This is a genomic window from Sphingopyxis sp. QXT-31 (assembly GCF_001984035.1).
Classification (GTDB): domain Bacteria; phylum Pseudomonadota; class Alphaproteobacteria; order Sphingomonadales; family Sphingomonadaceae; genus Sphingopyxis.
The window spans coordinates 547,690-573,805 of the sequence record NZ_CP019449.1; the positions used below are offsets into that span (position 1 = coordinate 547,690).

A 26,116-nucleotide genomic window follows, 5' to 3' on the forward strand; every position below is an offset into this window, starting at 1 on the left:
CGACGCCGAACGCTTTCAACCAATTCGTTGGCAGGAATAACAGCTCGGGAGGGAGCCTAGTCTCCCGGGAACCAGGGGAGAGACGAGGCAAAACAAGAATGCGCGCGCGTGAGGATTTGTTCCGAACGATCTGTGATATCGTGTTGATCTCGATCAACTTTACTAATTGTCTTCCGGTTCTCTGGACTTCGTGCAGACATGCTCCCGTTGGATATTTTTCGCGGTCCCCACGAGCTTTTGTTGGGGAGAACGACTTTGGGAGACTCACGCTCGCGGGAACAAGCCTGCCCCCTTGTCGTTGTCGAGGGGACTACAGCGGAGACAGGTGCATGCAGCAGCAGATTGCAGTCGTGACGCTCGGGATCGCGGACCTCGTCCGGTCTCGCCGCTTCTACAGCGAGGGCTTTGGCTGGACGCCGGTGTTCGCGAACGAGGAAGTCGCCTTCTATCAGATGAATGGCCTCGTCCTCGGCACATGGCTTGAAGCAAAGCTCGCCGAAGACATGACGCGGACATCGTTCGGCGGCCCGGGGTCCTTCGCGCTCGCGCATAATGTCGGGACGCCGGAAGAGGTCGATGCGGTGATCGCGGCGTTGGAAGGTGCAGGCGGCCGGGTGCTGCGGCCAGGCGACGCGCCGCCGCATGGCGGCTATCGGGGCTATATCGCGGATCCCGACGATCATGCTTGGGAAATCGCGTGGAATCCGGCTTGGCCGATCGACGCCGAAGGCCATGTGACCTTCGACGCCTGACGTCGGGTCTTAGCCGTTGAGGCGATCCTTGACCGCCTTCGCCGCGCCGAAGCCGAGCTTTTTCGAGGCTGCGATCTGGATGGTCTCACCGGTCGAAGGGTTGCGGCCCTCGCGGGCTGCGCTTTCCTTGACCTTGAACTTGCCGAAGCCGTTCACCGATACTTCCTCGCCCTTGGCGGCGGCGTCGGCGATCGCGGCGAACACGGCGTCGACAGCCTTCTTGCCGTCGGCCTTGCTGGTTCCGAGCGCGCTAGCAACTGCGTCCGAAAGGTCGGCACGGTTCATTCAATTTCTCCCTTATGCGGTCGGCCCCTCGCCGACCGGGCGGTCTCTATAGGAGCGAATATTTGCCTTCGCTATCGCGATCAACTCGCGAGGCTGCGGAAGGTGATCGACCAGCGCGCCTCCTCGATCGGCGCGATGCTATGTTCCCACGCGTGCCGCGCTTCGCCAGCGAGACGATAGATCGAGCGCGGCGCGAGCGGCAATGAGAAGCGGTGGAACTTGTCATGGCGGCGGCGCCGGAAGCGCATCGCCGCCTCTGCTCCCAGCGAAATGCCGACGACATGCTCGAAGACGGGCCGGTCCTTATGCCAGCCGATGCCGGCCCCGGGGCCATATGAAATCAGCAGCGCCTGCGCGAGGGCGCCCAGCGGAAGTTCTGCAAAACGCTCGGCGCGAGCGGCGATCGGCGCGAGCCAGTCGGGGATCGGCGCGGCGCGTGCGAAAACCCACGTCTGGAAATCATAGCTCCATCCGAATGAGCGGGTCAGGCGTTTGCCCTCCCATTGCTGGAACTTGAAGGCCTCGAGCCCAGCATGCTCGATATGGGCTATGAGCGCCGTTTCCTCGGCTTCCGTGACGAAGGCTTCGGCCGCTTCGAGACCGGGAAGCAGTGCACGGCCAAACAGATCGGCCTGCGCCGCGGCACTTTTGCTGACAGGGCCGTGCTTCATGTCCTTGCGAGTGCGTTCAGTTTCGCCGCGATCGTTTTCCAGCGCTCGACGCCCGCACCGTCGCCCGCGAGTGCGAGCGCGCCGATGCGCGCTGCGACGAAGCGCGGCGCGCCCGCTCCATGCTGCTTCTCGACCGCGAGCGCGCAGGCCCAGAGATGGCGCTCCTGGGTGAACATCAGAGCAGGGTCGGCATCACGGGCGGTCGAGGCAGGGTCTTGCCGCGGTTGCTCCATGGGTCGCTGCTATGCTGGGCCACGAGGCGGTCGCCGGGATATTTGCGCACGAGTTCGAACGCTTTCTCGGCGGGCGCGTGCAGCCAGGCCTCATGATCCTCGGGACGGAGGATCACCGGCATGCGGTCGTGGATATCGAGCAGTTCCTCGGTCGCGTCCACCATGACGCCGGTATAGGCGTCGCCCCATTCGTCGGTGGGGCGCCAGAGTCCCGCCCAGGCTGCGAGCGGCTGATCGCTGACGCTGATCCAGGTCTTCGTCATTGCGCCTTTTTCGCCGACGGCTTCGGCAAATGCGGTGAACGGGATCAGGCAGCGATGCGCCGGCTGGGCAAACCATTGGCTCCACATGCCATAAGGATTGAAGAGCTGATCGTCGCGTGCGTTGTTCGTCGGACTTGGCTTGTTGGGCAGGCCCGTCTTCTTGCTTTTCGAGTGGCGCGGGAAACCCCAAGTCATTGACTGAAGGACGCGCTTTCCCTGCTCTTCGCGGACGACGATGCCCGAATAGCCGGGATACACATCCTCGGCGCTGTTGAAAGCCGGTAGGGGGAGGTCGACGCCGAAATGCGCCGCAACCTCGGCCGCGCTTTTGCGCTCGGTGTAGAGATTGCACATGGACGTCAGTCTATCAGCATCGGGCCGGGAAGGAAGGACATGGGCGGCAACGGCGCTCTGCTAGAGCAGCGCTTGCTGGGGCTGCGCGCTCGGCGGCAATTTGCCGCTGCGCCAAAGATCGTCGGTATGTTCGGCGACGAAATTTTCCGCAGGCGGTGGCGGGCGGAACTGGAAGCCGATAACATCCTTGATCGAGCCGTGGAGCCAGCGCTCATATTCGTGAGGCATGAGGAGGACGGGCATGCGGTCGTTGGTGGGATGCACGAGCTCGTTCGCATCCATCGTCATACCGGCGTAAACGGCACCCATTTCGGGGGTGTTCTTGGCGAAGCCGGCCCAGGCCATGATCGGCTGGCCTTCGGCCGAGAACCAGCTGCGGGTTTTCTCGCCGGGCGAGCCGTTGGGGTTGGCGAAGTGAGTCAGCGGAATGAGGCAGCGATAGCGGGGCTCGACGACGAGACCTTCCCACATCGGGTTGGTGAGATCGGCGACGAGACCGATGCGGCCCGGCGGATCGCCGCGCAGCCGCATCTCGCGGGTAAGGCGCGGGAAGCCCCAGAGCATCTGGCGAAGGTGCCGTCGGCCGTTCATTTCGTGGACGACGAGGCCGGGGAGGGCCTCGATCGTCTCCGAGGGAACGGCGATATCGGTAAAGCCGCCGGCACCGAAATGATCGGCGACGTCCGAAGCCGTGGCGGAAAGGGTGTAGAGGCGGCTCATCTCTCGGGGGTCGGGCGAAGATCTTCGTCCATTTTTCGACTTGTTCCGCAAAGCTCGCCGGCTCGAATCCGAGACCGATCTCGGTCTCGACGAGCGGGGCGCTGCCGCCGGCGGCGTAGAAGCCGCTGATGTCGCTCTCGCCGAACGGGTCGAATTCCTGCGCCCAGCGATCGAGGGCGATTGCGCGCGCGTGGAGCGCGGCGCCGCCATAATCACCGAGCTCATGCTCACGCGCGAAACGCTCAAGAAGACGGCCATGCTCCGCGACGTCGCTCGGGCTCTTCACCACGAGATGCCGGATCGTCTCGATCGCGCGCGCTAGATGCGCGCCGGTGATATGGACCGCATTGATCGCGGCGAGAAAACCGCCGGGCGCGAAAAAATCATTGGCGGGCGAATGGCCGAGGATGCGGTCGCCACCTTCGGATCTGTCGAACTGGATTACGTCGCCCATGGCCGGTCCTTCGCTGCGAGTCGGTCGAGGATCATAGAACAAAAATGGAACAAAGGCGAATCTGCGCCGTGTCGGTCAAGGGTCGACTGCGGCGGGTTGAGGAACAAGGAAGAGCGTGCGGCCCTCGACGCGCCAGGCGGCGAGCTGGGACAGGAAATTCATACCGAGCACGTCCGTTTTGCCGAGCGCGGGTGAGATCACGACCTTCATCCGATGTGCCTCGATCGCACCGACCGCGAGCGCATCGACCGTTCCCGCCTTGGCGCGCACCGTCCCGTTCGCGGTCTGCATAAGGAGCGGCAGCAGCGTTGCATCGGCTTCAACCCCTGCTTCGCGCGCGGTTTCCGGCGACAGGGCTGTCACGGTGGCGCCGCTGTCGACAAGCATCTTTCGCTTGATGCCGTTGATTTCGGCATCGACCCAGAAATGCCCGTCGCGCGCCATCGGGATTCGCACCTCGCTGCCGACGACCTGCTGTCGATCGAGACCGAGCGCCGCGGTGAGGCGGCCGAGGTTCGGATCGAAAGGAGCTTGCTCAAGGATAAGGAAGATCGCGAAGGCGAGAAGCGCGAAGGAGAAGAGGCCGCGCAGCACGCGGCCGACATAGGGGATTTTGAACAGCAGGATCAGGACCAGCGCCGCGCCGGCCGCATAGATCGCGAGCTGTTCCCAAGCGAGATCGGTGGTGAGGGACATATCAGGCCTCTAGCGCTGGCCTCGTGTCGCGGGGCTGAACGATCAGCTCTCCGAGATCGTCTCGTCCTCGATCGCTGCGGCGATCATGCGTTCCCAGACCTGGGCATCCCCGACCGCCAGCATGCGCCCGCTCGGCTCCCGCATCGTCTTGAGGATAGCGAGCGCCGCGGCCGTGTAATCCGGCCAGAGAACGTCGACCGCAGCGGCCGCCGATTCCAGTTCGCCTTCGCCGTTCCGGCTGAGCTCATGTCCGGCAAGGACCCGGGCGATGCGCTCGATCGGCGCCGTTGCGGCAGCGTCCCAAGTCATCGGCCGCTGTTCAGATAGGCGCGAACGGCGTCCGCGCTGTTCCCAACGGCATCGACCGCCTCGCGAAGTTCATCCTCGCCCACGCCGAGGCTCGCGGTCCAGTCGCGGATCTCATAGTCTTCGGAAAGGCTGATCCGATCACGATCGGGCGCCCCCGTCAGCCTCTTGTCGTCAGCCATCATGGTCTCCTGTGTGAGGGAGCGCGAAGCCGGGCCGCGCGGGAGCGGCGGCCCGGCCCAGAAGGCGCAGAATTTCCGCGCCCGTCTGTGCCGCGATCCTGTCGGTACTTTGCCTTCGATAGGCCTTCCCGCCGGTTCAGGGGAAGGCATCTCAACCTCGAATGACGCACCGATGGCGGCAAGCGTTCCCGAGAAAATTTTCGGATTAACACAGGTTATTCGGGAGAGCGGATGCTCTTGTGGCGCGGAACTTTCGAAGCGAGCCAGCGTTACCCGGACATCCACCAAGGATGAATTGGCGCGGCCTTCACCGTCCCCCGCAAGTGCGGTCGGGCGACTGGCGGACTGCGTCCAGACGGGAGATTTATCATGTTCAGATGGGCTATCATCTTTGCCGTCGTCGCGCTCGTCGCGGCGCTTCTCGGCTTCGGCGGCATCGCCGGCCTTTCGGCCGACTTCGCCAAGATCTTGCTCGTGATCGGCGTCGTCCTCTTCATCGTCGCCTTCGTCTTCGGGCGCGGACGCCGCACATTGCCCTGAGTTTCCGGGATGGCCGAAGTTTCCGACTTTGCCATCCTCACGGGTGCCGGCGATCACAAACCCCTCGGTCGCCGGCACACGACTATATCTTCTCGCCATATCGGCCGTGTCTGAGCACCGCCCCGACACACTGGATGTCACGCCGGACGGCCGCTATTTCGTCATTCGCGGCCGACTTTGGCGTATGTCGAACCCGGCGTTAGAGCCTGGCCAGCGCGAGCGACTAATATCCGAACTGATGATTGCCCGGCGGGACGTGCGAGCGGCGCTCGCAGCCAAGGACGGCATAGCGCTTCGGCGGGCTCGCTCCGCGGTCGATCGGTCGAAGCGCGCGCTTGGCGAGCGTGGGCCGGTGTGGTGGGACGATGGAGCCCCGGACTTCAATCGACCCATGGCAGTCAACACGCCCTATGCGCAGTGGTTCGAGGAGTTGACCGACTAAAGTCGGCCTTCTTTCGCCTGGCAGCGGTTCAGGACTTCGCCGTCATCAGCGGAGACGGCGCGCCGCGATGGAGCGTCAGCGTGGCGGTTCCGATCCCGGCCGCGGGGACGACCTTCATCCGCTCGGATGCGACCCCGCGATCCTCGAGCAAATGGGCGAGAAGGCTAATCTGGGCTTCGTCGCCGGCTATTTCGATTGTCGCGGCCGGAGCTGCGCGAAGGACGGTGACGAGGTCTGCGGCGCGCCCGAGTCCAATGCTTGTCAGTTTGGGCCTGTCTTCGTTGAAGCCATGAAAAGTGAATGTCTCGCTTTGGCCATCGCGCGATGCAAGCCAATCGGCCATCTCGCGCGTGAGCGATCCGGATGCTGCCGCCATCGTCGATCCATCGGGCAGCGTGACGAGCGCGCTCGTCGCTGCTTCCGGCGGTGCGGCCTCAACCGGTTCGCTGCCGCAGGACTGGAGCGAAAGGGTGGCGGCACCGATTGCGAGAACGGACGTCATGAGCAATAGAATACGGGGCATCATTTATCCTCGATCCCCCTCGCAGCACCAACGCGCGACGTGAACGGATGTTGCTGCTCCCGGGCCGTTTTTAAGCCGCTGCCTGTACCTCGGCAGCGTCCTGATATCGGCATATGCCGCGGCCGCTTCGCTTTGCGGTGTAGAGCGCCTCGTCGGCGAGGCTGATCAATTGTTCAAGGTCGCGCGACAGGTCGTCGCAGACAAGGTAACCGATCGATGTCGAACGCCCGTGGAGGACCGGCCCCACCCGCGGACGGCCGAACCTCCTGAAATCCCGAACGCTTTCAGCCTAGACCGCGAGCGTTAACAAGGCTGAGGACGGGGCGCTCGATGCCTAAAATGGTAAAGCCCCGCTGCACAAGGCGGCGGGGCTTTCCTGAAGTCGGGTCCTGAGACCCGAGCTTGCAACCTATTGACGCGCAGGCGGGAGGATTGTTCCCATGGGCGTCGATTTTTGTTATCGGCAGCGCACATTGCTGCGATCGATTTCGCGCCCGACGGCTGCCCCGCCGAGCGCGCCGATCACGGTGCCGAGCGTTTCCGACCTGCCGTCGGCGATCACGTTGCCGAGCACGCCGCCCGCGATCCCGCCGACGATCAGGCCGGTCGATCCGTCGTTGCGGCGGCAATAATATTTGTTGTCGCGGCCGCGATAGATGCGGTCGTTGTCGCTAAGGCGGCGTTCGCGATAGCGCCGGTCGTTGCGATAATAATTCTCCGCATAATAGCCGCTGTAGCGCGGGTCGGGGCGATCATAGTCATAGCGGCCATATTGGTCGTAATAGGCGCGATCATAATAGCCATAGCCGCCATCGTCATAGGCATAGCTGCTGCCGGTCGAGGCGCAGGCCCCGACCATGGCGGTCGCGGCGGCGAGAGGAAGGATCATCAGGCGGTTCATCGGCATCACTCCATTTGGTTGCGTGCCGGGCCGACTTGGCGGGGCATGCGCTGGCCCCTCATGATCTAGACCCCTGAAACCATGTCGAGTTCCGCCCCCTGCCATTTGAAAGCTAACGGAAATCCCGAGGTTTGATCTTGACGCCTTCGGTGGGTTGGCCGGGAATGATACCCGACCCAAGGCGGAGGTCGGGAATATAGATGTCGCGCGGATTGCGTCCGAGCGGCTTCGTTTCCGGATCGCGCGGGTCGGGGCCGACGGGGCTCTTGACGACGTCGGCGCGGCCGACCCTGTAGATATCGGCAATATCCTTGCGTTGCCCGACACTCGCGAGCAGCGGGGAGAGGTCGTCGAGCCTTTGCGCGACGATATGGATGACCTCGCCCTCGCGCTGAACCTGACCGCGCACACCCATCATCGCGGCGCCAAGGACAACGCGGCGATATTTCTCGAAGACATTGGTCCACACGACGAGGTTCGCGACCTCGGTCTCGTCTTCGAGGGTGATGAACATGACGCCCTTCGCCGAGCCCGGCTTCTGGCGGACGAGGACGACCCCGGCGAGGTTGACCCAGCGGCCGTCCTTGATGCCTTGAAGCTCCCGGCAAGTAATGATCTTTCGCGCGCGAAGCTCGTCGCGGAGGAAGGCAAGCGGATGGGCTCTCAGGGAGAGACCGGAGGCTCTGTAGTCCTCGACGACCTCGGCGCCTTCGCCCATCGGCGCGAGCAGCGCCGCTGGTTCCAGCGCTTCGCGCTGGAGCCGTCCGGCGCGTTCGTCGGCAGCCTGGAAGAGGGGAAGGGCGGCAGGTCCCAAGCCCTTCACCTCCCACAACCCTTCCCGGCGCGAGCTTCCAAGCGAGGCGAAGCCGTCCGCATCGCCGATCCGGTCGAGCGCTCCGCGCCCGACGCGTGCGCGGCGCTGGATTTCCTCGGCGCTGCTATAGGGTACGCCGGCACGGGCCGCGGCGATCGCGGCGCCATCTTCGTTGGCGAGGCCGCGGACCATGCGCAGGCCCAGACGCACCGCATGATATTTGCCGTTGGCAGTCTCTTCGAGCGTGCAGTCCCAGCGGCTGTGATTGACATCGATGGGCCTGATCTCGACGCCATGATTGCGGGCATCGCGGACGATCTGCGCGGGCGCGTAAAAGCCCATCGGCTGGGCGTTGAGCAGCGCGGCGCAGAATGCGTCGGGATGATGGCATTTCATCCACGACGAGGCATAGGCGATGAGCGCGAAACTCGCGGCATGGCTCTCGGGAAATCCGTAGGAGCCGAAGCCCTCGATCTGCTTGAAGGTCTTTTCGGCAAACTCGCGGTCGTAGCCGCGGCCGACCATGCCATCGATCAGCTTGTCGCGGAAATGGCTGACCCCGCCGGTGAGCTTGAAGGTCGCCATCGCACGGCGGAGGAGATCGGCCTCGCTCGGCGTGAAGCCGGCGCATTCGATCGCGACGCGCATCGCCTGCTCCTGGAAGAGCGGGACGCCCAGCGTCTTCTCGAGCACGCGCCGTAGCTCGGGGGTCGGATACGTGACCTCCTCCTGTCCGTTTCGGCGGCGGCGATAGGGATGGACCATGTCGCCCTGGATCGGGCCCGGCCGGACGATCGCGACCTGAATGACGAGATCGTAGAAGGTGCGCGGCGCCATGAGCGGGATCGAGGCCATCTGCGCGCGGCTCTCGATCTGGAATACGCCGAGCGTGTCGGCCTTGCGGATCATCGCGTAGGTCGCGGGATCTTCCGCGGGAATGGTGGAAAGATCGTGCTTCAGTCCCTTGTGATCCTGCAGGAATTCGAAAGCGCGGCGCATGCAGCTCAGCATCCCCAAAGCAAGGATGTCGACTTTCATGAAACCGAGGGCGTCGATGTCGTCCTTGTCCCATTCGATGACCTGCCGGTCTTCCATCGCGGCGGGCTCGATCGGCACGAGTTCGTCGAGCCGGTCGCGCGTCAGCACGAATCCGCCCGGGTGCTGCGAAAGGTGGCGGGGCGTGTTGATGAGCGTGCGCGCCAGCTCGAGCGTCAGCGCGAGGCGCTTGTCCCCGAGATCGAGGTTCAGGGCTTCGGCATGCTTTTCCTCGACGCCCTCGCGGCTATAGCCCCAGACCGCGCCGGCGAGCCCCGCGGTGATGTCTTCGCTAAGCCCGAGCGCCTTGCCGACTTCGCGGACGGCGCCGCGCGAGCGGTAACGCGTGACAACCGCGGTCAGTGCGCTGCGGGTCCGGCCATAAGTTTCGTAAATCCACTGGATAATTTCCTCGCGCCGCTCATGCTCGAAGTCGACATCGATATCGGGCGGCTCCCGGCGCTCGGCGCTGACAAATCGCTCGAACAGGAGTTCGGACCGCACCGGATCGATCGAGGTGATACCGAGGACGTAACAGACCGCGCTGTTCGCCGCGCTGCCTCGGCCCTGACAGAGGATCTCCCGGCGACGTGCTTCTGCGACGATCGAGTGCACCGTCAGGAAATAGGGTGCGTAATCGAGTTCGCCGATCAATCTGAGTTCATGCTCGAGCTGGGTACGGACCGCCGGGCTGACGCCTTCGGGGTAGCGGAGCGGGGCCTTTTCCCATGTCAGTCGCTCTAGCTCCTCCTGCGGCGTGCGTCCGGGAGCCTGAATCTCGTCGGGATATTGATAGCGCAGCTCTTCGAGACTGAAGTTGCAACGCTTCGCGAAATCGACCGTGCGCGCGACCGGCGAACTATCCTTGAGGTAGCGGAGAAACAGGCGTTCCATCTCGGCCGCCGTCTTGATGTGGCGGTCGGCGAAGCGTTCACGGCGATCGCCAAGCTCGTCGATCGTGCATTTCTCGCGGATGCAGGTGACGACATCCTGCAGCAGGCGTCGGTCGGGCATATGATAAAGGACGTCGCCGGTTGCGAGCGTCGGCACTTTCGCTTTGGCGGCCAATGCTGCGAGATCACGCAGCCTGATCGCATCGCCGGGGCGGCGCCGGATCGTGAGGGCGAGATAGAGGCGATCGTCGAAGATGCGCCTTGCGCGAGCGATCGCCGCCTCGGCTGCGCCATCGGCGCGGTCGGGAAGCAGGATTGCAAGCAGGCCTTCGGTCCAGTCCTCGAGATCGGGCCAGTCGAGATGGCAGGAGCCCTTGCCGGCGCGCGTCTTGCCGATGCTGAGCAGCCGGCACATCCGGCCATAGGCCAGCTTGTCGGTCGGATAGACGAGAAGGGCGGTGCCGTCGGCAAGATCGAGGCGCGTGCCGGTGAGCGCGCGGACCCCGGTAACCTTTTCGGCGTCCCACGCGCGCACGATCCCGGCGACGCTGTGCCGGTCGGCGACGCCGAGCGCGGGTAGGCCGAGCATTGCAGCGGCGGTGAAGAGCTCCTCGGGCGAGGAGGCGCCGCGCAGGAAGCTGAAATGCGTCGTGACCTGCAGCTCGACATAGGCCGGTCCTTCATCGGTCATGCTAAGGCGCCGCTATTGAGCGGCCGCACTCTCAAGCGAATGCGATTTGATGCCGGCCGCATTCTCAAGCGAATGCGATTTGATGCCTGTCGCATTCTCAAGCGAATGCTCCGTGAATAAACCAGCGCATGGAGCCGGTGGCCGGATTGACCCCGTCGCCGAGGCGGAAGAGCCAGTAACGGCCGCCCGTCTCGGTCTCGACCTGATAATAGTCGCGGACGGTGAGGTGGGTTTCGCCTTCAATCCCGCCCTCGCGCCACCATTCGCCCTGCAGTCGCTCGGGTCCGTCGCCCTGCGTGACCCGGTAGCGTTTGCGGCGCCAGATGAAGAGGCGCGGCGCATCATCGGGAAGCAAGGCGACGACATCGACCGGTTCGGGCCGCGCGAGCATACGCGAGGGGCGCGGCCAGTCGCTCCAGCTCTCGCCTGTCCCGGGCGCGAGCGCGGGGAGGGCGGCGACCGAGCGCTCGGGCATTGCGCTCGGTCGCGGCGCCGCGCGCTGGAGCGCCCGCTGCCCGAAGCGGTTGACGAGCGTGTCGACGAGCGCGGGAAGATCGGGGCCGCGCCGTCCGATATTTTCGAGCGCGTCGGCCTGGCTCCCTTGCTGCCGCTCGGCGAGCGCCGCGACCAGCGTCATCGCCTCGATCCCGAGACCGGGATCGACGCTCTCGATCCGCGCGGCGAGCAGTTTTGCAAGATGCCTGGGATCGCGCGAGGGGGAGGCGGTTCCGACGCGGATGGCCTGGGTCTGCCCATCGACGCGGTGGAAATAGCAGTCGAGGCGCCGCGCACCCGTTCCGGCGCGGGTGAGTTGGCCTGCGATATCGTGCGCAAGGTCGCCGATCACCTGCGCCAAGGCATCCGCCGTCGCGAGCGGCTCCATGAAGCCGCGCCTGGCCTGCGGCAGCTCTTCGGGGAAGAGCGGTTCGATCGGCTCTGGCAGCGTGCCGAGTGCCTGGTCGAGCCGGCGATGCAGTTCGCGCCCGAACCGTTTCGCGAGCGGACCGCGGGGACTTCCGATCAGCTGCTCGATCCGCTCGAAGCCGAGTTTGCGCAGGCCTTCGACATCGGCGGACGGCAGGCGGAGCGCTGCGACGGGAAGGAGCGCGATCGCCTTGCGATGCGCTCCGGGTTCAACCGTGACGGGCCGCCCGGCGGGAACATGGCGCGCGGTCGCATGCGCGCAGCCGGCCGTGTCCGCGACCGCAATTTGCAGGCTGAGACCGAAGGCTGCGACGCGGCGGTGAAGATCCTTGAGCAAGGCTCGCTCGCTGCTGAAGATAGCCGCGCAGCCGGTAATGTCGAGCCAGAGCCCGTCGGGCGGATCGGGCGCGACAATCGGCGAATAACGCGCGCCTGCCCAGAGGGCGAGGCGCCGCAGCCCGTCGAGATCGGCTTCGGGCTCGCCGTCGACGACATCGAGCTCGGGCGCGAAAGCCCGCGCTTTCGTGATCGTCATGCCTGTCTGGATGCCAAGTATCCGCGCCTCGCGGCACGTCGCCGCGACGATACGCCGGCCATGGTCGGGAATCGCGGTAACGAGCGGGCGGGGCGGGACGCTGCCGTCAGGCTGCGGCTTGCGCATCTTCCTGCGCAGCCGGTCGGTCGACCAGTGCGGCAGGAAGAGCGATACGACCCGTCGCATCGCAGCCCTCCACGATCCAGTTGTGCGGATTGCCGCCGCGCGCGCGCTCGAGCGCGACGCGCCAGCGCGCGCGTCCGATCGCGGGGATGCCGAGATCCTCGGTCGGACTCGCGGTGATGCGCCAGCGGGTCACGGCGGCGCTGCCTTCGGCAGGCTCGCCGGCCTTGCAGGCGCGGCGGAAGATGAAGGCGGGGACCCCCGAGGCCTCGGCGGCGAGCTGCAGCCGCTTCGAAGCGGTGGTGCTGTATTTCTTGACCTCGCCGACGACCCCGGCGAGTCCCGGATGGCGGAGGCATTCCTCCATCGCGAGGAGGACGTTGGTGTCGCTGCCCGCTTCGACATGAATCAGCCGGTCGGGATGGAGCCCGGCAAGATGGAGCGCGGGGGCGAAGAGATCACGCCAGCGCAGGCACCAGAAAACCGGGCCGTCGCTCCTGGCGAGGATGCCGGCGAGGAAGATCGTGGCGCTCGCATCGTCGGCCAGTTCGGGACTGCCGGCGAGCTCGTGGAGCGCGCCGGTGGCGATTCCGCGCGCGGGAATCCGCGAGTCGAGATCATCGATCCCGAACGGGATGACGTCATGGCGTGCGCCCACGCCTTCGATTTGCGCGATTTTGGCGCGAATTTCTTCAAGGATGGCGGACTGGCGCATAGGTGCGGATAACTCGGTAAGCTGGCCTTATGTTCCTTCTTTGTTCTCATTGCCTGCTCTTCGTCAAGGCGCGCTGCGGCGAAGCGATATCATCGCTGTGGATGAAAAGCCGGAAAGCGAGGGTGCCGGGGGGTGCCGCGGGGCGGAGATACGAGCCGGCGGTGCGACAGATCGAAGGTGCGGGGCATTACGCCGGGACTAGGGGACGGGGTGTGGAGCGGGGGTGGGCCGGGCAGCCGTGAGCCCGGCTTTCGCATCCTGAGTCATGATTTCCGCTGAAACCCATCGGCTCCCGTTGCATGGGACCTTTCCCTCATTGGCTGCCTGATTGCGGGGCTCGGCTCGCCTAATGCCGTCAACCCCCTGCGGGGGTTCGCCCTCGCATGCGCTCGGTGACGGCGGCTCACGGCCCCTCCTTCTGGCGCCATCGGGGATGGTCCCCGAGCATCAAAGGAGACTGAACATGGGTACCACCATCGGAAATCTGACCCTCAAGGACGACGGCAGCTATGAAGGCACGCTCGCGACCCTGATGGTCACCGTGCCGATCGCAATCGTCCCGAACGGCCGCAAGATGAAGGAAAGCGAGCCCGATTTTCGCGTCGTCAGCCGGCGGAACGGATTCGAACTCGGCGGCGGCTGGGTGAAGACCGCCCGCTCGACCGGCGCCGAATATATCTCGGTGTCGCTCTCCGCCCCCGAACTCGGCGAGATTTTCTGCAACGTCGCGAACGCGCCGGGCGACGATCCCTCGAAGAAGGTGCTGATCTGGAACGCCCCCGGCAACTGACCGGACAGCATCGCGGCCCCGCCTTCGGGCGGGGCCGCATTCGCATGTTCGCATCACGCTTTGTCGAGCGCGGCCTCTATCGCGTCGAGAATATCCTCGAGCTCCTGCGACATATAGCCGCCTTTATCGCTGGCGCGGTCGACCAGGTTGCCTTCATCGCGGATGCGGACGAGCGAGCTGAGCACCTGGCGCAAATTGTCATCCATCGGGTCGGCCTTTCCAGTCGAGCAGCGCGAAACAAGCCTGTGCGGCAACATCGGTCCGCCTCATCATCGGGCACCCATCGCCATATTTCAACGGCAACCGGGAGGAGGGGCACGGCACGGCTACTGCCGCCGCGGCACCAGTCCCGCTCTCGATTGCCGCTATTCCCTTGGCCGAGGCCCGGCCTCCTACAGTCAACCCTTTCAGGGTCCCTGCGCAAGCTTGGGCCGCGGCTTTGCCGCGGTGACTGCGGCCTGTCCCCGTCCGGCGGGGCGACTGTCGAGCGGGAATGGTCCCGCTCCCGATGCAGGAGCTCCGACATGTCGCTTACCACCGCCCAATCGCTCGGCTGGAATCTCGCCCGCACGATGATGACCATCATCGTCCTGATCGAAACATCGGCCGGATATTCGGTCATGCCGCTCGACGAGTTCGACGGCGATCCCGCTTGCATCGTCTGCGAATATGACCCGTTCAGCCGCTGATATCGCGCGGGATTTCGCTCCAGGGTGGACCCGGTTCCGGTTTCACCTTCGGGGCGATTTCGCTATGCTCGCCGGGCAGATTGCGCTGTGGTGGTGGTGGAGAGCGCGTCCGACAGGAGGACGCCCGTGACCTTCATCTTCCTCCTTGGCGGCGCGGCCGCCATCTATATCGCCATGCTGATGTTTCGCCTGGCTGCGGTGGCACTTCCGCTTTACGCCGGCATCGGCATTTCGATTTACCTCATCGGCCGCGACTTCGGCTATCCGGCCTCGATCGCGGCGGGATTGCTGGTGGGGGCTCTCATTCTCTTTGCCGGACGGGCACTTTGCGCTGTCCTGCCGCCCTTCTATCGCGCGATCGTCGCGGCAGTATTTGCCGGTCCCGCCGGCTTTGCCGGTTATCAGGCCGCGAAGGGGCTGGCCGGGCTCGCGATCGGCGGAGGATATGCGCTTGAGGTGCTCGGATTTGCGGGCGCTCTCGCGGCAGCCGTTGCAGCCTGGCGGGGACTCGGGACAGCCGAGAGGCATCGCACGCGCGACGGAGCGATCGGCAGAGCTTGAGCCTGATCTCTTATCAAACCGGGTCCGCTCAAATACCCGAACTCGCGTCGAAGCCTCGCAGCATCCCCGCACCAGCCCGGCCTCCGATCTGCGCCATCTGCCGGCAAGCCGCTGACGCTGGATCGCTGGCCGCAACGGGGGGCCTGCGACTTTCTTCCCCCGGCGTTCCGCCGTTCCTCGCGAGCCAAGAAACTCTTTGCCCGCCGTCCTCCGCTTCGCTGCGGGCCCGGCGGCTGCGGCGCGCTCCCTTGCCGGCGGTCGATGCGCATCGAGGCCGCGCTGGTGCGGCCCGACATGCAGCAAAGGACATCGTCATGAGCAAGATCGGCAGCTTCAAACTCGTCTCGGGTGAATATCAGGGCGAGATCGTCACGCTTTCGGTGCAGGCCAGATCGGTCCGCATTGTCCCCGAGCGGAACCACAGCGGCAACGCCCCGAGCCACCGCGTGTTCGTCGGCGACGCCGAGGTCGGCGCAGCCTGGTCGAAGACGAGCCAGGACAAGCGTCCCTATCTTTCGGTCAAGCTCGACGACCCGAGCTTCATCGCCCCGATCTTCGCGCAGCTCTTCGCTGGCGAAGAGGGCGAATATGACCTGGTCTGGAGCCGTCAGAATCGCCGCAACGACAATTGATCCGGCACCCATCGCCCGGCTTCGGCCGGGCGATGTTATATCCAATTTGAGGGCTTTAGCGTGCGTAGCTCGGATATTTTTGCGCTAAGTCCATGATGTATGCGCCGGTAACCACGCCGCCATGGGCGAGGCAGTATTGGCTGAACGCGGCGGTTTATTCTCCTCAAACGGGTCGGAGGTGCGAATGGATCAGGCAGTCGGATGGCAGTCGCCATATTTTCCGAAAATATTCGAGCGATATGATCGCGCGGACTTCGCGCAGGAATTCCTGCGGCGAAGCCCCGCCTATCGCGGCGCCTATGCCGCCGCCGCGGCGGCGCCGGGCGCCGACCGCACGCGGCTCTTTCGGCGGCTCGCCAGCCGCTGGGGGTTGGTCTTTCGCCTTCGATCCTGATCTTCCGGCCGCGGCCGCACCCGCCCTGTGGCGGCCGCAGACCTGCGCCTTCGTCACGATCGCACGGCCGGCGCCCAAGGGCTTTGCCGCGCTGCGCCTCGCCGAGATTGTCGACGGACCCGAGATTGCCGCCGAGCTTCTCTCGTACCGCGACTGGCATGTCGTCCTGCTCGCCGGCGGACGGCGCTATCGTCTGCTGATCCGGCGCTGCCGCGCGAACGAGCGGCTGGCGTATCTCACACCCGCCGATGCGCAGGCCGGCCTCCGTGCCTCGCTGATCATGGCGCTGCACCGTGAACTCCTCGATACGGGTGGCGCTCGTCCCGCGCCGGACAGCGTCCCGGGCGCGACCGAGCACTGGCGCCTCGTCCAATGGCTTCGCCTTCTCGACGCCATGGCCGAGGGCGCATCGGCCCGCGACATGGCGGCGGCGCTGCTGCTCGCCGAGGCGCGCGACTATTCCGCCGCCGAATGGGACGCATCGAGCGAACGTCGCCGCATTGCGCGCTGGCAGCGCGCCGCCGTTGCCATGCGCGACGGCGGGTTCAACGCGCTGCTCGGCGCAGCCTGATCGGGACATTCCGACGCCCTTCGCTTTGTCCGTTCCGAATCCTCCGCTTGATTTTCCAAGAACGCCTCCTCGTTCCTGAACCCTGATCCGGGTTCCGGTCCTTGGCAGGAGGCCCCATTGTCCGATCGTCCCACGCCCGTTGTCGCCCGCTATCTGAGGACGCCGGAAGCAGCCGTCCATTTGAGCCTCTCGGCGGCAACGCTCGAGAAGCATCGCTGCTACGGGACCGGGCCGCGCTATCACAAGCTTGGCGGCCGCGTTGTCTATGCAATCGCCGATCTCGACGCCTGGGCGGCGATCGGACGCAAGACATCGACGTCGGATCCCGGCGTTGGCGATATTTCGCCGCTGCGCCCGGGTCGCCGCTGATGCGCCCGCGAATGGCCTCGGCTTTGCCGTCGCCCATGCCGGCGGCCCCCCCTCCGCCTGTCGGCTTCCGGTTGCCCGCAAGCGGCCTGACCGACGTCGAGCTGACCTGGATCGAGGGCCGTCTCGAACAGCAGCTCCGCTTCGGGCGGGTTGCCGCCGAGCGGTCCGGCGGTCCGCACAAGCGCATCGCATCTTTCCGACCGGGGGCGAGCTTCGGGCTGATCGGCTGCACCGTGAACGATCTCGGATACGTGTTCTGGAGCCTTGCCATCATCAGGTCAGTCGCGCCCGGTGCGCCCTTTGGTACCCATCCGGGTGTTCGACCGGGAGGGGAAATTCTCCTCAGCCTTTCCGACCCCGAACTGATCCGCGCGGTGTGCCGCGAGATCGACATGATCGAGGCCTCGGGCGTCGATGTGTGCGACGTGTCGCCCGATCACTGGCGCCATATCGGGCAGCGGCTCGCCGCCGCGCTGCCGTTCCGCTCCTACTCGGCCGAACGCCATACCGCGTGGCTGCGCCGCGGCGAGGCCCGGCCATGAACCGGCGGTGGCTCCGCGCGACCGCGGCCTGCGGCGCGTTCTTTTGCGGGCTGTTCGGCGCGGCCGCGATCCTCGCGCCGCAGCCGCGGCTCATATGGAACGCGAGCGCGAGCGTGCCGGTGGGGCTCTACGCCATCGACGTCGGCGCCAAGCCTGCGCGCGGCGACCTCGTCGCCATTGCGCCGCCCGCGCCGCTCTCCACCTGGCTTTCGAAGCGCGGCTATCTGCCGCGCGGTGTGCCGCTTCTGAAGCGCGTCGCCGCAACGCACGGCGCGCTCGTCTGCCGCAGCGGCGTCTTCGTCACGATCGACGGCGCGCCTGCGGCGCGCGCGCGATCGGCCGACCGTATGGGACGAACGCTGCCGCTCTGGCTCGGCTGCCGCCGGCTGGAGCGCGGCGAGCTGTTCGTCCTCGGCCTGTCTCCCGACAGCCTCGACGGTCGATATTTCGGGCCGCTGCCGGCGTCCGCCGTCATCGGCACCGCGCATCCCATTTTCACCCGCGACGCTTCCGGCGCGCCGCTTCGCTGGCGCCGGATCGGCGCGCGGCATTCCACCAACTTGCCGGACGAGGAACAGACATCATGATGATCGGAAGCTTTCAAACCGCAGGCGAGGGCTACGCAGGATCGATCCGGACCCTCCTGCTCGACGCGATGATCGCGATCGTTCCGGCTGCGCCGTCCGACGCGGAAAATGCGCCGGGCTGGCGGGTGCTGCTAGTCGAGGCCGACGATGGCGTCGAGATCAGAGCGGGCTGGGACCGGAGCGGCGAGCGCGCCGGTTCCTATATCGCGCTGCAGATCGACGACCCGGCCTTGCCGGCACCGCTTCGCGCCAATCTCATTCGCTCCACGCGAAACGAGGATGAATATCATCTTCTGTGGTCGCGCCCGGCACCGCAGGCGAAGGGCTGAGCGATGCGGCCTTCGGCTCGCTCGGCGCGCTTCCGCGCCATGCGCATCGCCGCTGCCGCCTTGCTGGCGCCCGCGGCGCTGCCTGCCGTTCCGGCGGCAGCGCGCGATGCTGCCACCGCCGCGCCTGCCGCTCAACCTTATGCACCGCATGTGAGCGAGGCTTCGCAGCGGTTCGCCATTCCCGAGGCATGGATATGGCGCGTCATGCATGTGGAGAGCCGCGGCCGATCGCGCGCCGTGTCGCACGCGGGGGCGATGGGATTGATGCAGATCATGCCCGCGACCTGGGCCATGCTGACTGCGCGATATGGGCTGGGCTCAGACCCCTTCGATACGCGCGCGAACATCCATGCGGGTGCAGCCTATCTGCGCATGATGTGGGACCGATATGGCGTCGTCTCGCTCATGCTCGCCGCCTATAATGCGGGTCCCGGCCGCGCCGACGCCTATGTGGCCGGACGGCGCCGACTTCCCGCCGAGACCATCGCTTATGTTGCCGCGATTGCTCCGGCGATCGGCGCATCGGGCATCGCTTCGCTCGCCCCCGCGCCGACACCGACGGCACCGTCCTGGCGCAGCGCATCGTTGTTCACCGAACGCTCCGGCGACGATGCGGCTGCGCAGCCCGGTGCAACTCCGCTGCAATCCGGGCGCAGCGCAAATGCAGCGGAAGGTGCATCACCTCGCGCGCCTGCGGCGCTCTTCGTTCCGCTTTCCGGCCGCGACCAATGACCCATCGCGCCTCGCCTTCGATGGCTTGCCGGGACCTGTTGGCTCGGGGGTTTTGGCTCGGCTGGGAGGAGAAGGGGGCATGGCAAGATAAAAGACCGGCCAGCTCGCTGGCGGTATGCGGTTGGCTTGTCTCGGCTTTTGCGTATGGCACGTCGCCCGCCGCGCCATCTTTGATGCGGGATATGTCTTCCTTTCAACGGCTTGCCGTCTGGCACGCAGTCGATGAGCGGTGACGACAATGATTTCCGGATCAGGCCGGGACGGGGGAGAGACGCGGGGGCGGGTTCTGCTGCCCGCGGCAAGCGGCTCGCGGCGGAAGTGCGGCGCGCGGCCGCGCGTTCCGGCGCCACGCGGCTCCGGCGCGCCGGGCCTCCGCGCGGCGGGACCGGCCGCCACGGGCGTGGTCGCCGGGCGCTTGCGGTCATCCGGCGCGGCGCGGCGATGCGCCGTGTCACCGTGATGGCGCGGATCGTCCGGCATCGCGGGGCGGGGTTTCGCGCCGCTCCGCTCGGACGTCACATAGCCTATCTCGAACGCGACGGCGTGACCCACGACGGACGCGACGCCTCGATGTTCGATGCCGCCGGCGATGAGGCCGATCGCGGAGCCTTCGCTGAGCGCTGCGGCGGCGATCGTCACCACTTCCGCTTTATCGTCAGTCCCGAGGATGCGGCCGAGCTTGGAGACCTGCGCGGCTACACGCGCGACCTGATGCGCCAGCTCGAGATCGATCTCGAGACGCGCCTCGACTGGGTCGCGGTCGATCATTGGAATACCGACAATCCGCACATCCATGTCCTGCTGCGCGGGGTCGCGCCCGATGGCACTGATCTCGTCGTCGACCGGGGCTATATGGCAGAGGGTGTGCGCGGCCGAGCGTCGGAGATCGCGACCTTGGAGCTTGGCCCCAGGAGCGAGCTTCAGGTCGATGCGGCGCTGCACCGCGAAGTCGAGGCCGAGCGCTGGACCAGCCTCGACGCCGAACTCGCGCGGCGATCGCGCGAGAATGAAATCGTCGACCTCCGTCCGGTCGCGGGGCGCGAGGCGGGAACCAACCAGCACCTGCTGGGGCGCGTCGCGAAGCTCGAAGCGCTGGGGCTCGCCTCGCGCATCGGCCCCGCCCAATATCTCATCGATCCGGCGGCCGAGGAGCGGCTTCGCGCCATCGGGGAACGCGGCGATATCATCAAGACCATGCACCGCGAGATGTCGGCGCGCGGGATCGCATTCGATCCTTCGGCCCTGGCAATCGGCGAACAGGGCGAACGGGCAGTCATCGGCCGCCTCGTCGCACGCGGGCTCGACGACGAACTCGCGGGCTCCGCCTACGCGATCGTCGACGGGGTGGATGGCCGAACCCACCATATCCGCTTTCCAGACCTCGAGTGGACTGGCGACGCAAAGCCTGGCGCAATCGTCGAGCTGAGGCACTGGGACGGCCGCGACGGCGCCCGCCACATCTCGCTCGCGGTTCGCTCGGACCTCCCGCTCGGCGAGCAGGTGGAGGCCCGCGGCGCGACCTGGCTCGATCGGCAGCTTGCTGCGCCCGACCGGTCGATGCGCTCGCAAGGGTTCGGCCGCGAGGTCCGGGATGCGATGAAGGCGCGCACCGCCTTTCTCGAGCGCGAGGAATTGTTGCCGCGCGGTTTGGAGCGCCGGTCATCCCGGGAGCGGATCGAGACACTCCGCCGCAGCGAGCTGGACGCGGCCGTCGACGCGATCGCGGCGCGGACCGGACTCGAGCATCGGCCATCGGCACCGGGCGAGCATGTGAGCGGTATCTACCGCGAGCGCGTGCTGCTCGCCTCGGGACGCTTCGCGATGATCGACGACGGGCTCGGCTTCCAGCTCGTGCCCTGGCGGCCAGCGCTCGAGCCGCACCTCGGAAAGCATATCAGCGGTACCGCGACAGCGACCGGCGGCATCGACTGGTCACTCGGCCGCGGCCGCGGGATCGGCATCTGACCGGACAGGAGAAAGCCCATGAACGACCGCATCCTCTGGGGACAAATCACCGTCATCTTCCTGATCGTCCTCGGCGCGGTATGGACCGCGACGCAGTGGACGGCATGGGAGCTTGGCTATCAAGCGGCGCTCGGCGATCCCTGGTTCCGCCTATCGGGCTATCCCGTCTATCCCCCGCCGGCCTTCTTCTGGTGGTGGTTCGCCTTCGATGCCTATGCGCCGCCGGTCTTCTATCGCGGCGCGGCAATCGCGGCGTCGGGCGGCTTCCTGTCGATCATCGTCGCGATCTTCATGTCGATCTGGCGCGCCCGCGAGCGGCGCCGCGCCGAGACTTATGGCTCAGCGCGCTGGGCGAGCGACCGCGAGGTTCGCGCCGCCGGCATGCTCGGCGAGGACGGGGTGATCATCGGGCGGCTTGGCAAACGCTATCTGCGCCATGATGGCGCCGAGCATCTGCTCTGTTTCGCGCCGACTAGGTCGGGGAAGGGCGTCGGTCTCGTCATCCCCACGCTGCTCACATGGCCCGGTAGCTGCATCGTCCATGACATCAAGGGCGAGAATTGGGAGCTCACGGCAGGCTTTCGGGCGAAGCATGGCCGCGTGCTGCTCTTCGATCCGACCAACAAGGCGTCGGCCGCCTATAATCCGCTCTTCGAGGTCCGCCGCGGCGAGTGGGAGGTGCGCGACGTGCAGAATGTCGCCGATGTGCTCGTCGATCCCGAGGGCAGCCTCGAAAAAAGAAACCATTGGGAGAAGACGAGCCACGCACTCCTCGTCGGTGCGATCCTTCATGTCCTTTATGCCGAAGAGGACAAGACGCTCGCGGGCGTCGCCGCTTTCTTGTCGGACCCGCGCCGCCCGATCGAGACGACGCTGCGGCGCATGAAGACGACGAAGCACCTCGGTACATCGGTTCACCCGGTGGTGGCTGCAGCGGCACAGGAGTTGCTCAACAAGAGCGAGAATGAGCGGTCGGGCGTGCTCTCGACCGCCATGTCCTTTCTCGGCCTCTACCGCGACCCGGTCATCGCCGCCGTCACCGGATCGTCCGAATGGCGGATCGCCGACCTCATGGAGGATGATGTCCCGGTCTCGCTCTATCTCGTCGTACCGCCGGGAGACATCAGTCGAACCAAGCCGCTGATCCGCCTCATCCTCAATCAGATCGGAAGGCGCCTTACCGAGGAGCTCAACCCCGCGGCGCGGCCGCGCCGGCTATTGCTGATGCTCGACGAATTCCCGGCGCTCGGGCGGCTCGATTTCTTCGAAAGCGCGCTGGCCTTCATGGCCGGATACGGCATCAAGGCTTTCCTGATTGCGCAGTCGCTTAACCAGATCGAGAAGGCTTATGGCCAGAACAACGCGATCCTCGACAATTGCCATGTCCGCGTCAGTTTCGCGACGAACGACGAGCGAACCGCCAAGCGCATATCGGACGCACTCGGGACCGCCACCGAACAGCGAGCGATGAAGAATTATGCCGGCCACCGGCTCTCGCCCTGGCTCGGTCACCTGATGATATCGCGTACCGAGACGGCCCGCGCATTGCTCACGCCCGGCGAGGTGATGCAGCTTCCGCCCGACGACGAGATCGTGATGGTCGCGGGTCTTGCGCCGATCCGGGCGAGGAAGGCGCGATATTTTCTCGACGCCCGGTTTCGTGCTCGGATCATTGCGCCGCCCGATCGGAAGGCCGGACCGATGAAGCCTCATGACTGGGCGCGGAGAGAAGAAGCTGCGCCCGCTCCGGCTCGTCTCGCGCTGCCCGCGCCTGAAGCGAAGGAGCACGACAGCGAGAGCGACACTGCGAATAGCGGGATCCGGCAGGAACCCCAGCTTCCGGAACATGAAGATGTCGCGCCGCCAAGCCGTCCTGTGCAGGGCGAGTTCGACTATGCCGACGACGACGCACAGGGCGACGCAGCCCGCGCCCGCGCCGCTGCCGATCGCCGCCTGTCGCGCGCGGCGCGCAATGCCTCGCTCGATCCCGGTGACGGGATCGACCTGTGAGCCGCGCCCATATCAAGCAGACGTTCCGCCTCGACGCTGGCCTCGTGCGAAGCGTGGAAGATCGGGCCCGCCAGCGCGGCACCACCAAGACCGAGGTCGTGGAGGCCGCGCTTACCGCCTTGTTGCTGCCCCAAGATCAGGACCGTGCCGAGGCCTTGCTGATCCGGCGCCTCGACCGCTTGGGCCGGCTCTTGGAACGCCTCGAATGGCATACCGACCTCACCAACGAGACGCTGGCGCTCTTTGTGCGGCACTGGCTTAACAGCACGACACCGCTTCCCGACGCCGCGCTCGCTGCGGCGCAGGCGACCGGCAAGCGGCGGTGGGAGGGATTTGTCGATGCACTCGCGAAGCGGATGGATGGTGGCGCCAAGCTGGCGGCAGAATTGAGCCGCGGCGAAGCTCAATCGGACCCGGCGAGGAAATAGGCGCGGAGGCGGTGGGACACGTCGGGGTTGAGCTCGACGAAGACGCGGCGACCATCGTAGAGGTCAGGCTTTCGCCGGATGAGGTTGGCGTCGCAAAGCTTCTGGCAGAGGCGAATGGCGCTGCTCATGGGAATGCTGGGTGTGACGCATAGCGAGGTTACCGAGATGGGCTTTCGCTCGCATTCGTGGATGAAGAGGTCGACCAACATCTCCCAGGCCGGATCGCCGAAGAGTTCGGGCGCGCCGAGTAATTGCTGGCGAAGCAGCCGTCTCCGCATCATTGCTCGGGCATTGGCGAGCGCCAAGTCCTCGTCGTCCGAGGTCTGCTGGTTGTCGGGGCTGCGGAGCGTGAAAGGCGCTGCTGGATCCCGATTGGCCGTCGGATCCCGATTGATGAGGTGATGTGTGTAGGCGGCGGTGACGACGATATGGTCGAGCACCTCGATCCCGAGCGAACGGCCTATCTGGTCGAGGCGCCGCGTCACCTCGATATCTTCCGCGCTTGGGTTGGGATCGCCGCTCGGATGATTGTGCACGAGGATGATCGCGGCGGCGTTCACCTCGAGCGCACGGCGAAAGATGGTTCGCGGATAGAGGCTGATCTGGGAAATCGTCCCGCGCTGCATCTCTTCGTCGGCGATCAGGCGGTGCGAAGAATCCAGAAAAAGGATGCGGAAGCGCTCGTCGGCAAGGCTGCCCATCGACAGGATCAGATACTGTCTGACCTCAGCTGCGAACGGATCGATGCGAATTCCGCGGATGTCGGAACTCGCCGCCGCGATTGCGGCGTCGCGGGCATGAAGGATCAGGGACGCCACTGGCGAATTGCTGCCGACGATCCTCGCTATGGCCTCGGGCTCTTGTGCCCACAGGCGGCCGAGCGACTGGAATTCGTCTAGGAGAGCGTTGGCGACTGCTGCGCCGCGTCCCGGGGCTGCGATTTCCACGAGATGTGCCAGGACGGATCGCTGCCGAACTGCTTCAGGCGACGCTGGTGATGCCAGGTTGCAAGGATGAGCAGGGGTGGTACCAGCCAGGACGATGCGACCTGCATCGTCAGATACACGACAGGACTGATGGAGAGGTCCACGGCTCGGCTCAGATGGGCGAGCAGTGGTAAAGCATGAAGGATCGCCGCGGGAATGGTCCAGAAGCGGTACGCGATCATCGCCAAGGCTAGCGTCGAGAGAGCGCCGAATGCGTCTTGCGCGAGATATCCAATATCGAGCGCATAATATGAGACCAGCCCTGAAGCGACCAACAAGCGATCCCAGACCACAATGGTAACGGCTATCCCGACCATCGCTCGCTCCGGGCCGCCCCCCTTCCACGCCGCATAGACGAGAGCGATCAGCAGTATCGTGGCGAAAATGGCTATGCGCATTCTCGTGACTTTTCATGCGGATCGCTCTCGGTCAATTCGCTTCATGCAGCCGACGAAAGCGGACCGACCTCCGTGCCGGCAACGGACGGGCATTCGCGCAGATCGTAGCCGGCCGTTTCCTTGCCGATCTCGGCCAGTTCATTGTGCGCACGAAGAATGCTGCCGCTGACCTTGACGAGCGACATCTGCGCCTCGACCAGGCGCATGATCGTTCCTTGGCCGGTCTTCGCCGGCGCGCCGATCGCTCGCCGTGCCATAACGACGCTGGTCGTGAGCGAAGCCACGGCGATCAGGGCGTCGTCGATACTTCCTTCGGCGTTTGGAACGTCGCGATGCAGCCGGGCCGCCATTGCGGCAATATTCTGAGACATAGGTTCTCCTTCGCCGAAGCCGCAGAGCCTCAGCCAATTGGACCGATTTGAAGAGAGGTCAGTTCTGGATCAGCTGGTTCAGCGCTTGGGCAACGCCGAGACCACCCAGGACAATCCAGACCGCAGCGGCAAGTCCGGCGAGATAGATCCAAAGCCGGTTTGCCGAATTATGATCGCGCTTGAAAAGACCTCTGAACGGCGGGCGAATTCCCGATGACCCGCCCCGCAACGCCGAACTGTCGTGCAGTTCCATGAGGTTGGGCGAGCCGCCGTCCGGAAACTCGGATCGCACCAATGCCGGCGTCGCCGGAACCTCCACCGCGTCGTATGTCACTCGGTCGTATTTCTCCTTCATCTGACGGTAGATGAAGGCGGACTCGTTCCGGTCCTGCGCGCCAAGTGTGTCGCGCGCCAGATTCAACCGCTGATCGACGGTGTGCTTCGAAATATCGAGAAGCCGAGCGATCTCTTTCGAGGTCTTGTGCTCGATGAGCAGGTCAAGGCACGCGCGCTGCTTCTCTGTCAGGCGGTTCCATCGAGCTTCGTCGTCAAGTGGGTGCGACCCCGAATCATTCATGTTTACATGATTGTCGAAATAGCGCCGCGCGCAAGCGTCATCGGAGTGAGTCGCGGTAAGATGGCTGCAGACCGGGCCGGCTGCATAGGCAATGGCTAGTCATTCTTTCCGATGGTTTGACGCGCGTAAATCC

General features: G+C 65.6%; 36 protein-coding genes. 18 read left to right on the forward strand and 18 right to left on the reverse strand.

What is annotated here, in order from left to right; translation table 11 throughout:
- The first annotated feature begins 329 nt into the window (after positions 1-329).
- Positions 330-752 (forward strand): VOC family protein, encoded by a 423-nt coding sequence (locus tag BWQ93_RS02710; RefSeq protein WP_077029174.1) that lies wholly within the window; start codon positions 330-332, stop codon positions 750-752.
- A gap of 9 nt (positions 753-761) precedes the next feature.
- On the opposite strand, the gene BWQ93_RS02715 is transcribed toward BWQ93_RS02710, so the two are convergent.
- From BWQ93_RS02715 to BWQ93_RS02735, 5 genes are all read right to left on the reverse strand, one after another.
- A complete protein-coding gene (locus BWQ93_RS02715) occupies positions 762-1,037 on the reverse strand; it encodes an HU family DNA-binding protein (protein WP_077029175.1) in 276 nt (91 codons plus the stop codon).
- A gap of 80 nt (positions 1,038-1,117) precedes the next feature.
- The gene (locus BWQ93_RS02720) at positions 1,118-1,708 is read right to left on the reverse strand and encodes an alpha-ketoglutarate-dependent dioxygenase AlkB (protein ID WP_077029176.1); all 591 of its coding nucleotides are present in this window, start codon (positions 1,706-1,708) and stop codon (positions 1,118-1,120) included.
- On the reverse strand, positions 1,705-1,884 hold the full coding sequence (locus BWQ93_RS02725; protein WP_077029177.1) for a DUF6961 family protein: 180 nt from the start codon (positions 1,882-1,884) through the stop codon (positions 1,705-1,707). Before BWQ93_RS02725 ends, BWQ93_RS02720 begins: the two co-directional genes overlap by 4 nt.
- Positions 1,884-2,558 carry an SOS response-associated peptidase gene (locus BWQ93_RS02730; protein WP_077029178.1) on the reverse strand — a complete coding sequence of 225 codons (675 nt, stop codon included), beginning with the start codon at positions 2,556-2,558 and terminating at the stop codon, positions 1,884-1,886. Before BWQ93_RS02730 ends, BWQ93_RS02725 begins: the two co-directional genes overlap by 1 nt.
- Positions 2,559-2,618: 60 nt before the next feature.
- The gene (locus BWQ93_RS02735; protein ID WP_077029179.1) at positions 2,619-3,278 is read right to left on the reverse strand and encodes an SOS response-associated peptidase family protein; all 660 of its coding nucleotides are present in this window, start codon (positions 3,276-3,278) and stop codon (positions 2,619-2,621) included.
- Positions 3,279-3,318: 40 nt separating this feature from the next.
- On the opposite strand from BWQ93_RS02735, the gene BWQ93_RS02740 reads away from it, so the two are divergent.
- Positions 3,319-3,600 (forward strand): hypothetical protein, encoded by a 282-nt coding sequence (locus tag BWQ93_RS02740; RefSeq protein WP_077029180.1) that lies wholly within the window; start codon positions 3,319-3,321, stop codon positions 3,598-3,600.
- A gap of 207 nt (positions 3,601-3,807) precedes the next feature.
- Here BWQ93_RS02740 and BWQ93_RS02745 read toward each other — a convergent pair whose 3' ends face one another.
- Genes BWQ93_RS02745 through BWQ93_RS02755 form a run of 3 tightly spaced genes read right to left on the reverse strand, consistent with a single transcriptional unit; the run spans position 3,808 to position 4,919 of the window.
- Positions 3,808-4,428 (reverse strand): retropepsin-like aspartic protease family protein, encoded by a 621-nt coding sequence (locus BWQ93_RS02745; protein ID WP_077029181.1) that lies wholly within the window; start codon positions 4,426-4,428, stop codon positions 3,808-3,810.
- 42 nt (positions 4,429-4,470) lie between these two features.
- Positions 4,471-4,737, reverse strand: coding sequence for a hypothetical protein (locus BWQ93_RS02750; RefSeq protein WP_077029182.1), 267 nt, complete (start codon positions 4,735-4,737; stop codon positions 4,471-4,473).
- Positions 4,734-4,919 (reverse strand): DUF3606 domain-containing protein, encoded by a 186-nt coding sequence (locus BWQ93_RS02755; protein WP_232314718.1) that lies wholly within the window; start codon positions 4,917-4,919, stop codon positions 4,734-4,736. The genes BWQ93_RS02750 and BWQ93_RS02755 overlap by 4 nt, the downstream gene beginning before the upstream one ends.
- Positions 4,920-5,285: 366 nt before the next feature.
- Here BWQ93_RS02755 and BWQ93_RS02760 point away from each other — a divergent pair, with 366 nt between their 5' ends.
- On the forward strand, positions 5,286-5,456 hold the full coding sequence (locus tag BWQ93_RS02760) for a DUF1328 domain-containing protein (protein ID WP_077029184.1): 171 nt from the start codon (positions 5,286-5,288) through the stop codon (positions 5,454-5,456).
- Positions 5,457-5,562: 106 nt separating this feature from the next.
- Entirely contained in the window at positions 5,563-5,898 is a 336-nt protein-coding gene (locus tag BWQ93_RS21035; protein WP_232314719.1) for a hypothetical protein, read from the forward strand.
- Between the two features lie 28 nt (positions 5,899-5,926).
- On the opposite strand, the gene BWQ93_RS02770 is transcribed toward BWQ93_RS21035, so the two are convergent.
- From BWQ93_RS02770 to BWQ93_RS02790, 5 genes are all read right to left on the reverse strand, one after another.
- Positions 5,927-6,424 carry a hypothetical protein gene (locus BWQ93_RS02770; RefSeq protein ID WP_156878110.1) on the reverse strand — a complete coding sequence of 166 codons (498 nt, stop codon included), beginning with the start codon at positions 6,422-6,424 and terminating at the stop codon, positions 5,927-5,929.
- 454 nt (positions 6,425-6,878) lie between these two features.
- Positions 6,879-7,322, reverse strand: a complete 444-nt coding sequence (locus BWQ93_RS02775) for a glycine zipper 2TM domain-containing protein (RefSeq protein WP_187140408.1) — start codon at positions 7,320-7,322, stop codon at positions 6,879-6,881.
- Between the two features lie 112 nt (positions 7,323-7,434).
- A complete protein-coding gene (locus tag BWQ93_RS02780; protein ID WP_077029186.1) occupies positions 7,435-10,755 on the reverse strand; it encodes an error-prone DNA polymerase in 3,321 nt (1,106 codons plus the stop codon).
- 97 nt (positions 10,756-10,852) lie between these two features.
- Complete coding sequence (locus BWQ93_RS02785; protein WP_077029187.1) at positions 10,853-12,400, reverse strand: DUF6504 family protein; 1,548 nt, start codon at positions 12,398-12,400, stop codon at positions 10,853-10,855.
- Positions 12,321-13,052: an ImuA family protein gene (locus BWQ93_RS02790; RefSeq protein ID WP_077029188.1), complete on the reverse strand. Its 732-nt coding sequence runs from the start codon at positions 13,050-13,052 to the stop codon at positions 12,321-12,323. Before BWQ93_RS02790 ends, BWQ93_RS02785 begins: the two co-directional genes overlap by 80 nt.
- A 463-nt stretch (positions 13,053-13,515) precedes the next feature.
- On the opposite strand from BWQ93_RS02790, the gene BWQ93_RS02795 reads away from it, so the two are divergent.
- A complete protein-coding gene (locus tag BWQ93_RS02795; protein ID WP_056350326.1) occupies positions 13,516-13,842 on the forward strand; it encodes a DUF736 domain-containing protein in 327 nt (108 codons plus the stop codon).
- Between the two features lie 53 nt (positions 13,843-13,895).
- Here BWQ93_RS02795 and BWQ93_RS20635 read toward each other — a convergent pair whose 3' ends face one another.
- Positions 13,896-14,048: a hypothetical protein gene (locus BWQ93_RS20635; RefSeq protein ID WP_156878112.1), complete on the reverse strand. Its 153-nt coding sequence runs from the start codon at positions 14,046-14,048 to the stop codon at positions 13,896-13,898.
- Between the two features lie 318 nt (positions 14,049-14,366).
- On the opposite strand from BWQ93_RS20635, the gene BWQ93_RS21040 reads away from it, so the two are divergent.
- The 13 genes from BWQ93_RS21040 (at position 14,367) to BWQ93_RS02855 (ending at position 23,651) form a co-directional block, all read left to right on the forward strand.
- Complete coding sequence (locus BWQ93_RS21040) at positions 14,367-14,531, forward strand: hypothetical protein (RefSeq protein ID WP_198040457.1); 165 nt, start codon at positions 14,367-14,369, stop codon at positions 14,529-14,531.
- A 126-nt stretch (positions 14,532-14,657) separates the two neighbouring features.
- Positions 14,658-15,092 carry a hypothetical protein gene (locus tag BWQ93_RS02800; protein WP_077032166.1) on the forward strand — a complete coding sequence of 145 codons (435 nt, stop codon included), beginning with the start codon at positions 14,658-14,660 and terminating at the stop codon, positions 15,090-15,092.
- A 314-nt stretch (positions 15,093-15,406) separates the two neighbouring features.
- The gene (locus BWQ93_RS02805; RefSeq protein ID WP_077029189.1) at positions 15,407-15,724 is read left to right on the forward strand and encodes a DUF736 domain-containing protein; all 318 of its coding nucleotides are present in this window, start codon (positions 15,407-15,409) and stop codon (positions 15,722-15,724) included.
- 184 nt (positions 15,725-15,908) lie between these two features.
- Positions 15,909-16,118, forward strand: coding sequence for a transcriptional regulator domain-containing protein (locus tag BWQ93_RS21225; protein ID WP_077029190.1), 210 nt, complete (start codon positions 15,909-15,911; stop codon positions 16,116-16,118).
- Complete coding sequence (locus BWQ93_RS02815) at positions 16,024-16,689, forward strand: DNA -binding domain-containing protein (protein WP_083720562.1); 666 nt, start codon at positions 16,024-16,026, stop codon at positions 16,687-16,689. The genes BWQ93_RS21225 and BWQ93_RS02815 overlap by 95 nt, the downstream gene beginning before the upstream one ends.
- A gap of 117 nt (positions 16,690-16,806) precedes the next feature.
- A complete protein-coding gene (locus BWQ93_RS02820) occupies positions 16,807-17,058 on the forward strand; it encodes a helix-turn-helix transcriptional regulator (RefSeq protein WP_054727809.1) in 252 nt (83 codons plus the stop codon).
- Between the two features lie 35 nt (positions 17,059-17,093).
- Positions 17,094-17,600 (forward strand): DUF2840 domain-containing protein, encoded by a 507-nt coding sequence (locus BWQ93_RS02825; protein ID WP_077032168.1) that lies wholly within the window; start codon positions 17,094-17,096, stop codon positions 17,598-17,600.
- Complete coding sequence (locus BWQ93_RS02830) at positions 17,597-18,187, forward strand: S26 family signal peptidase (protein WP_077029191.1); 591 nt, start codon at positions 17,597-17,599, stop codon at positions 18,185-18,187. Before BWQ93_RS02825 ends, BWQ93_RS02830 begins: the two co-directional genes overlap by 4 nt.
- Positions 18,184-18,516, forward strand: a complete 333-nt coding sequence (locus BWQ93_RS02835) for a DUF736 domain-containing protein (RefSeq protein ID WP_077029192.1) — start codon at positions 18,184-18,186, stop codon at positions 18,514-18,516. Before BWQ93_RS02830 ends, BWQ93_RS02835 begins: the two co-directional genes overlap by 4 nt.
- Positions 18,517-18,519: 3 nt before the next feature.
- Complete coding sequence (locus BWQ93_RS02840) at positions 18,520-19,248, forward strand: lytic transglycosylase domain-containing protein (RefSeq protein ID WP_083720564.1); 729 nt, start codon at positions 18,520-18,522, stop codon at positions 19,246-19,248.
- Positions 19,249-19,470: 222 nt separating this feature from the next.
- A complete protein-coding gene (locus tag BWQ93_RS02845) occupies positions 19,471-21,213 on the forward strand; it encodes a relaxase/mobilization nuclease domain-containing protein (RefSeq protein ID WP_077029193.1) in 1,743 nt (580 codons plus the stop codon).
- Positions 21,214-21,231: 18 nt separating this feature from the next.
- On the forward strand, positions 21,232-23,223 hold the full coding sequence (locus BWQ93_RS02850; protein WP_077029194.1) for a conjugal transfer protein TraG: 1,992 nt from the start codon (positions 21,232-21,234) through the stop codon (positions 23,221-23,223).
- Positions 23,220-23,651 carry a CopG family transcriptional regulator gene (locus BWQ93_RS02855; RefSeq protein ID WP_077029195.1) on the forward strand — a complete coding sequence of 144 codons (432 nt, stop codon included), beginning with the start codon at positions 23,220-23,222 and terminating at the stop codon, positions 23,649-23,651. Before BWQ93_RS02850 ends, BWQ93_RS02855 begins: the two co-directional genes overlap by 4 nt.
- On the opposite strand, the gene BWQ93_RS21045 is transcribed toward BWQ93_RS02855, so the two are convergent.
- Genes BWQ93_RS21045 through BWQ93_RS02880 form a run of 4 tightly spaced genes read right to left on the reverse strand, consistent with a single transcriptional unit; the run spans position 23,627 to position 25,983 of the window.
- Complete coding sequence (locus BWQ93_RS21045) at positions 23,627-24,598, reverse strand: JAB domain-containing protein (protein ID WP_198040458.1); 972 nt, start codon at positions 24,596-24,598, stop codon at positions 23,627-23,629. The genes BWQ93_RS02855 and BWQ93_RS21045 overlap by 25 nt on opposite strands.
- Positions 24,547-25,035, reverse strand: a complete 489-nt coding sequence (locus BWQ93_RS21050; RefSeq protein ID WP_077029196.1) for a hypothetical protein — start codon at positions 25,033-25,035, stop codon at positions 24,547-24,549. The genes BWQ93_RS21045 and BWQ93_RS21050 overlap by 52 nt, the downstream gene beginning before the upstream one ends.
- Before the next feature lie 41 nt (positions 25,036-25,076).
- A complete protein-coding gene (locus BWQ93_RS02875; protein ID WP_077029197.1) occupies positions 25,077-25,406 on the reverse strand; it encodes a hypothetical protein in 330 nt (109 codons plus the stop codon).
- Positions 25,407-25,464: 58 nt separating this feature from the next.
- On the reverse strand, positions 25,465-25,983 hold the full coding sequence (locus tag BWQ93_RS02880) for a helix-turn-helix transcriptional regulator (RefSeq protein ID WP_077029198.1): 519 nt from the start codon (positions 25,981-25,983) through the stop codon (positions 25,465-25,467).
- Positions 25,984-26,116 lie beyond the last annotated feature (133 nt).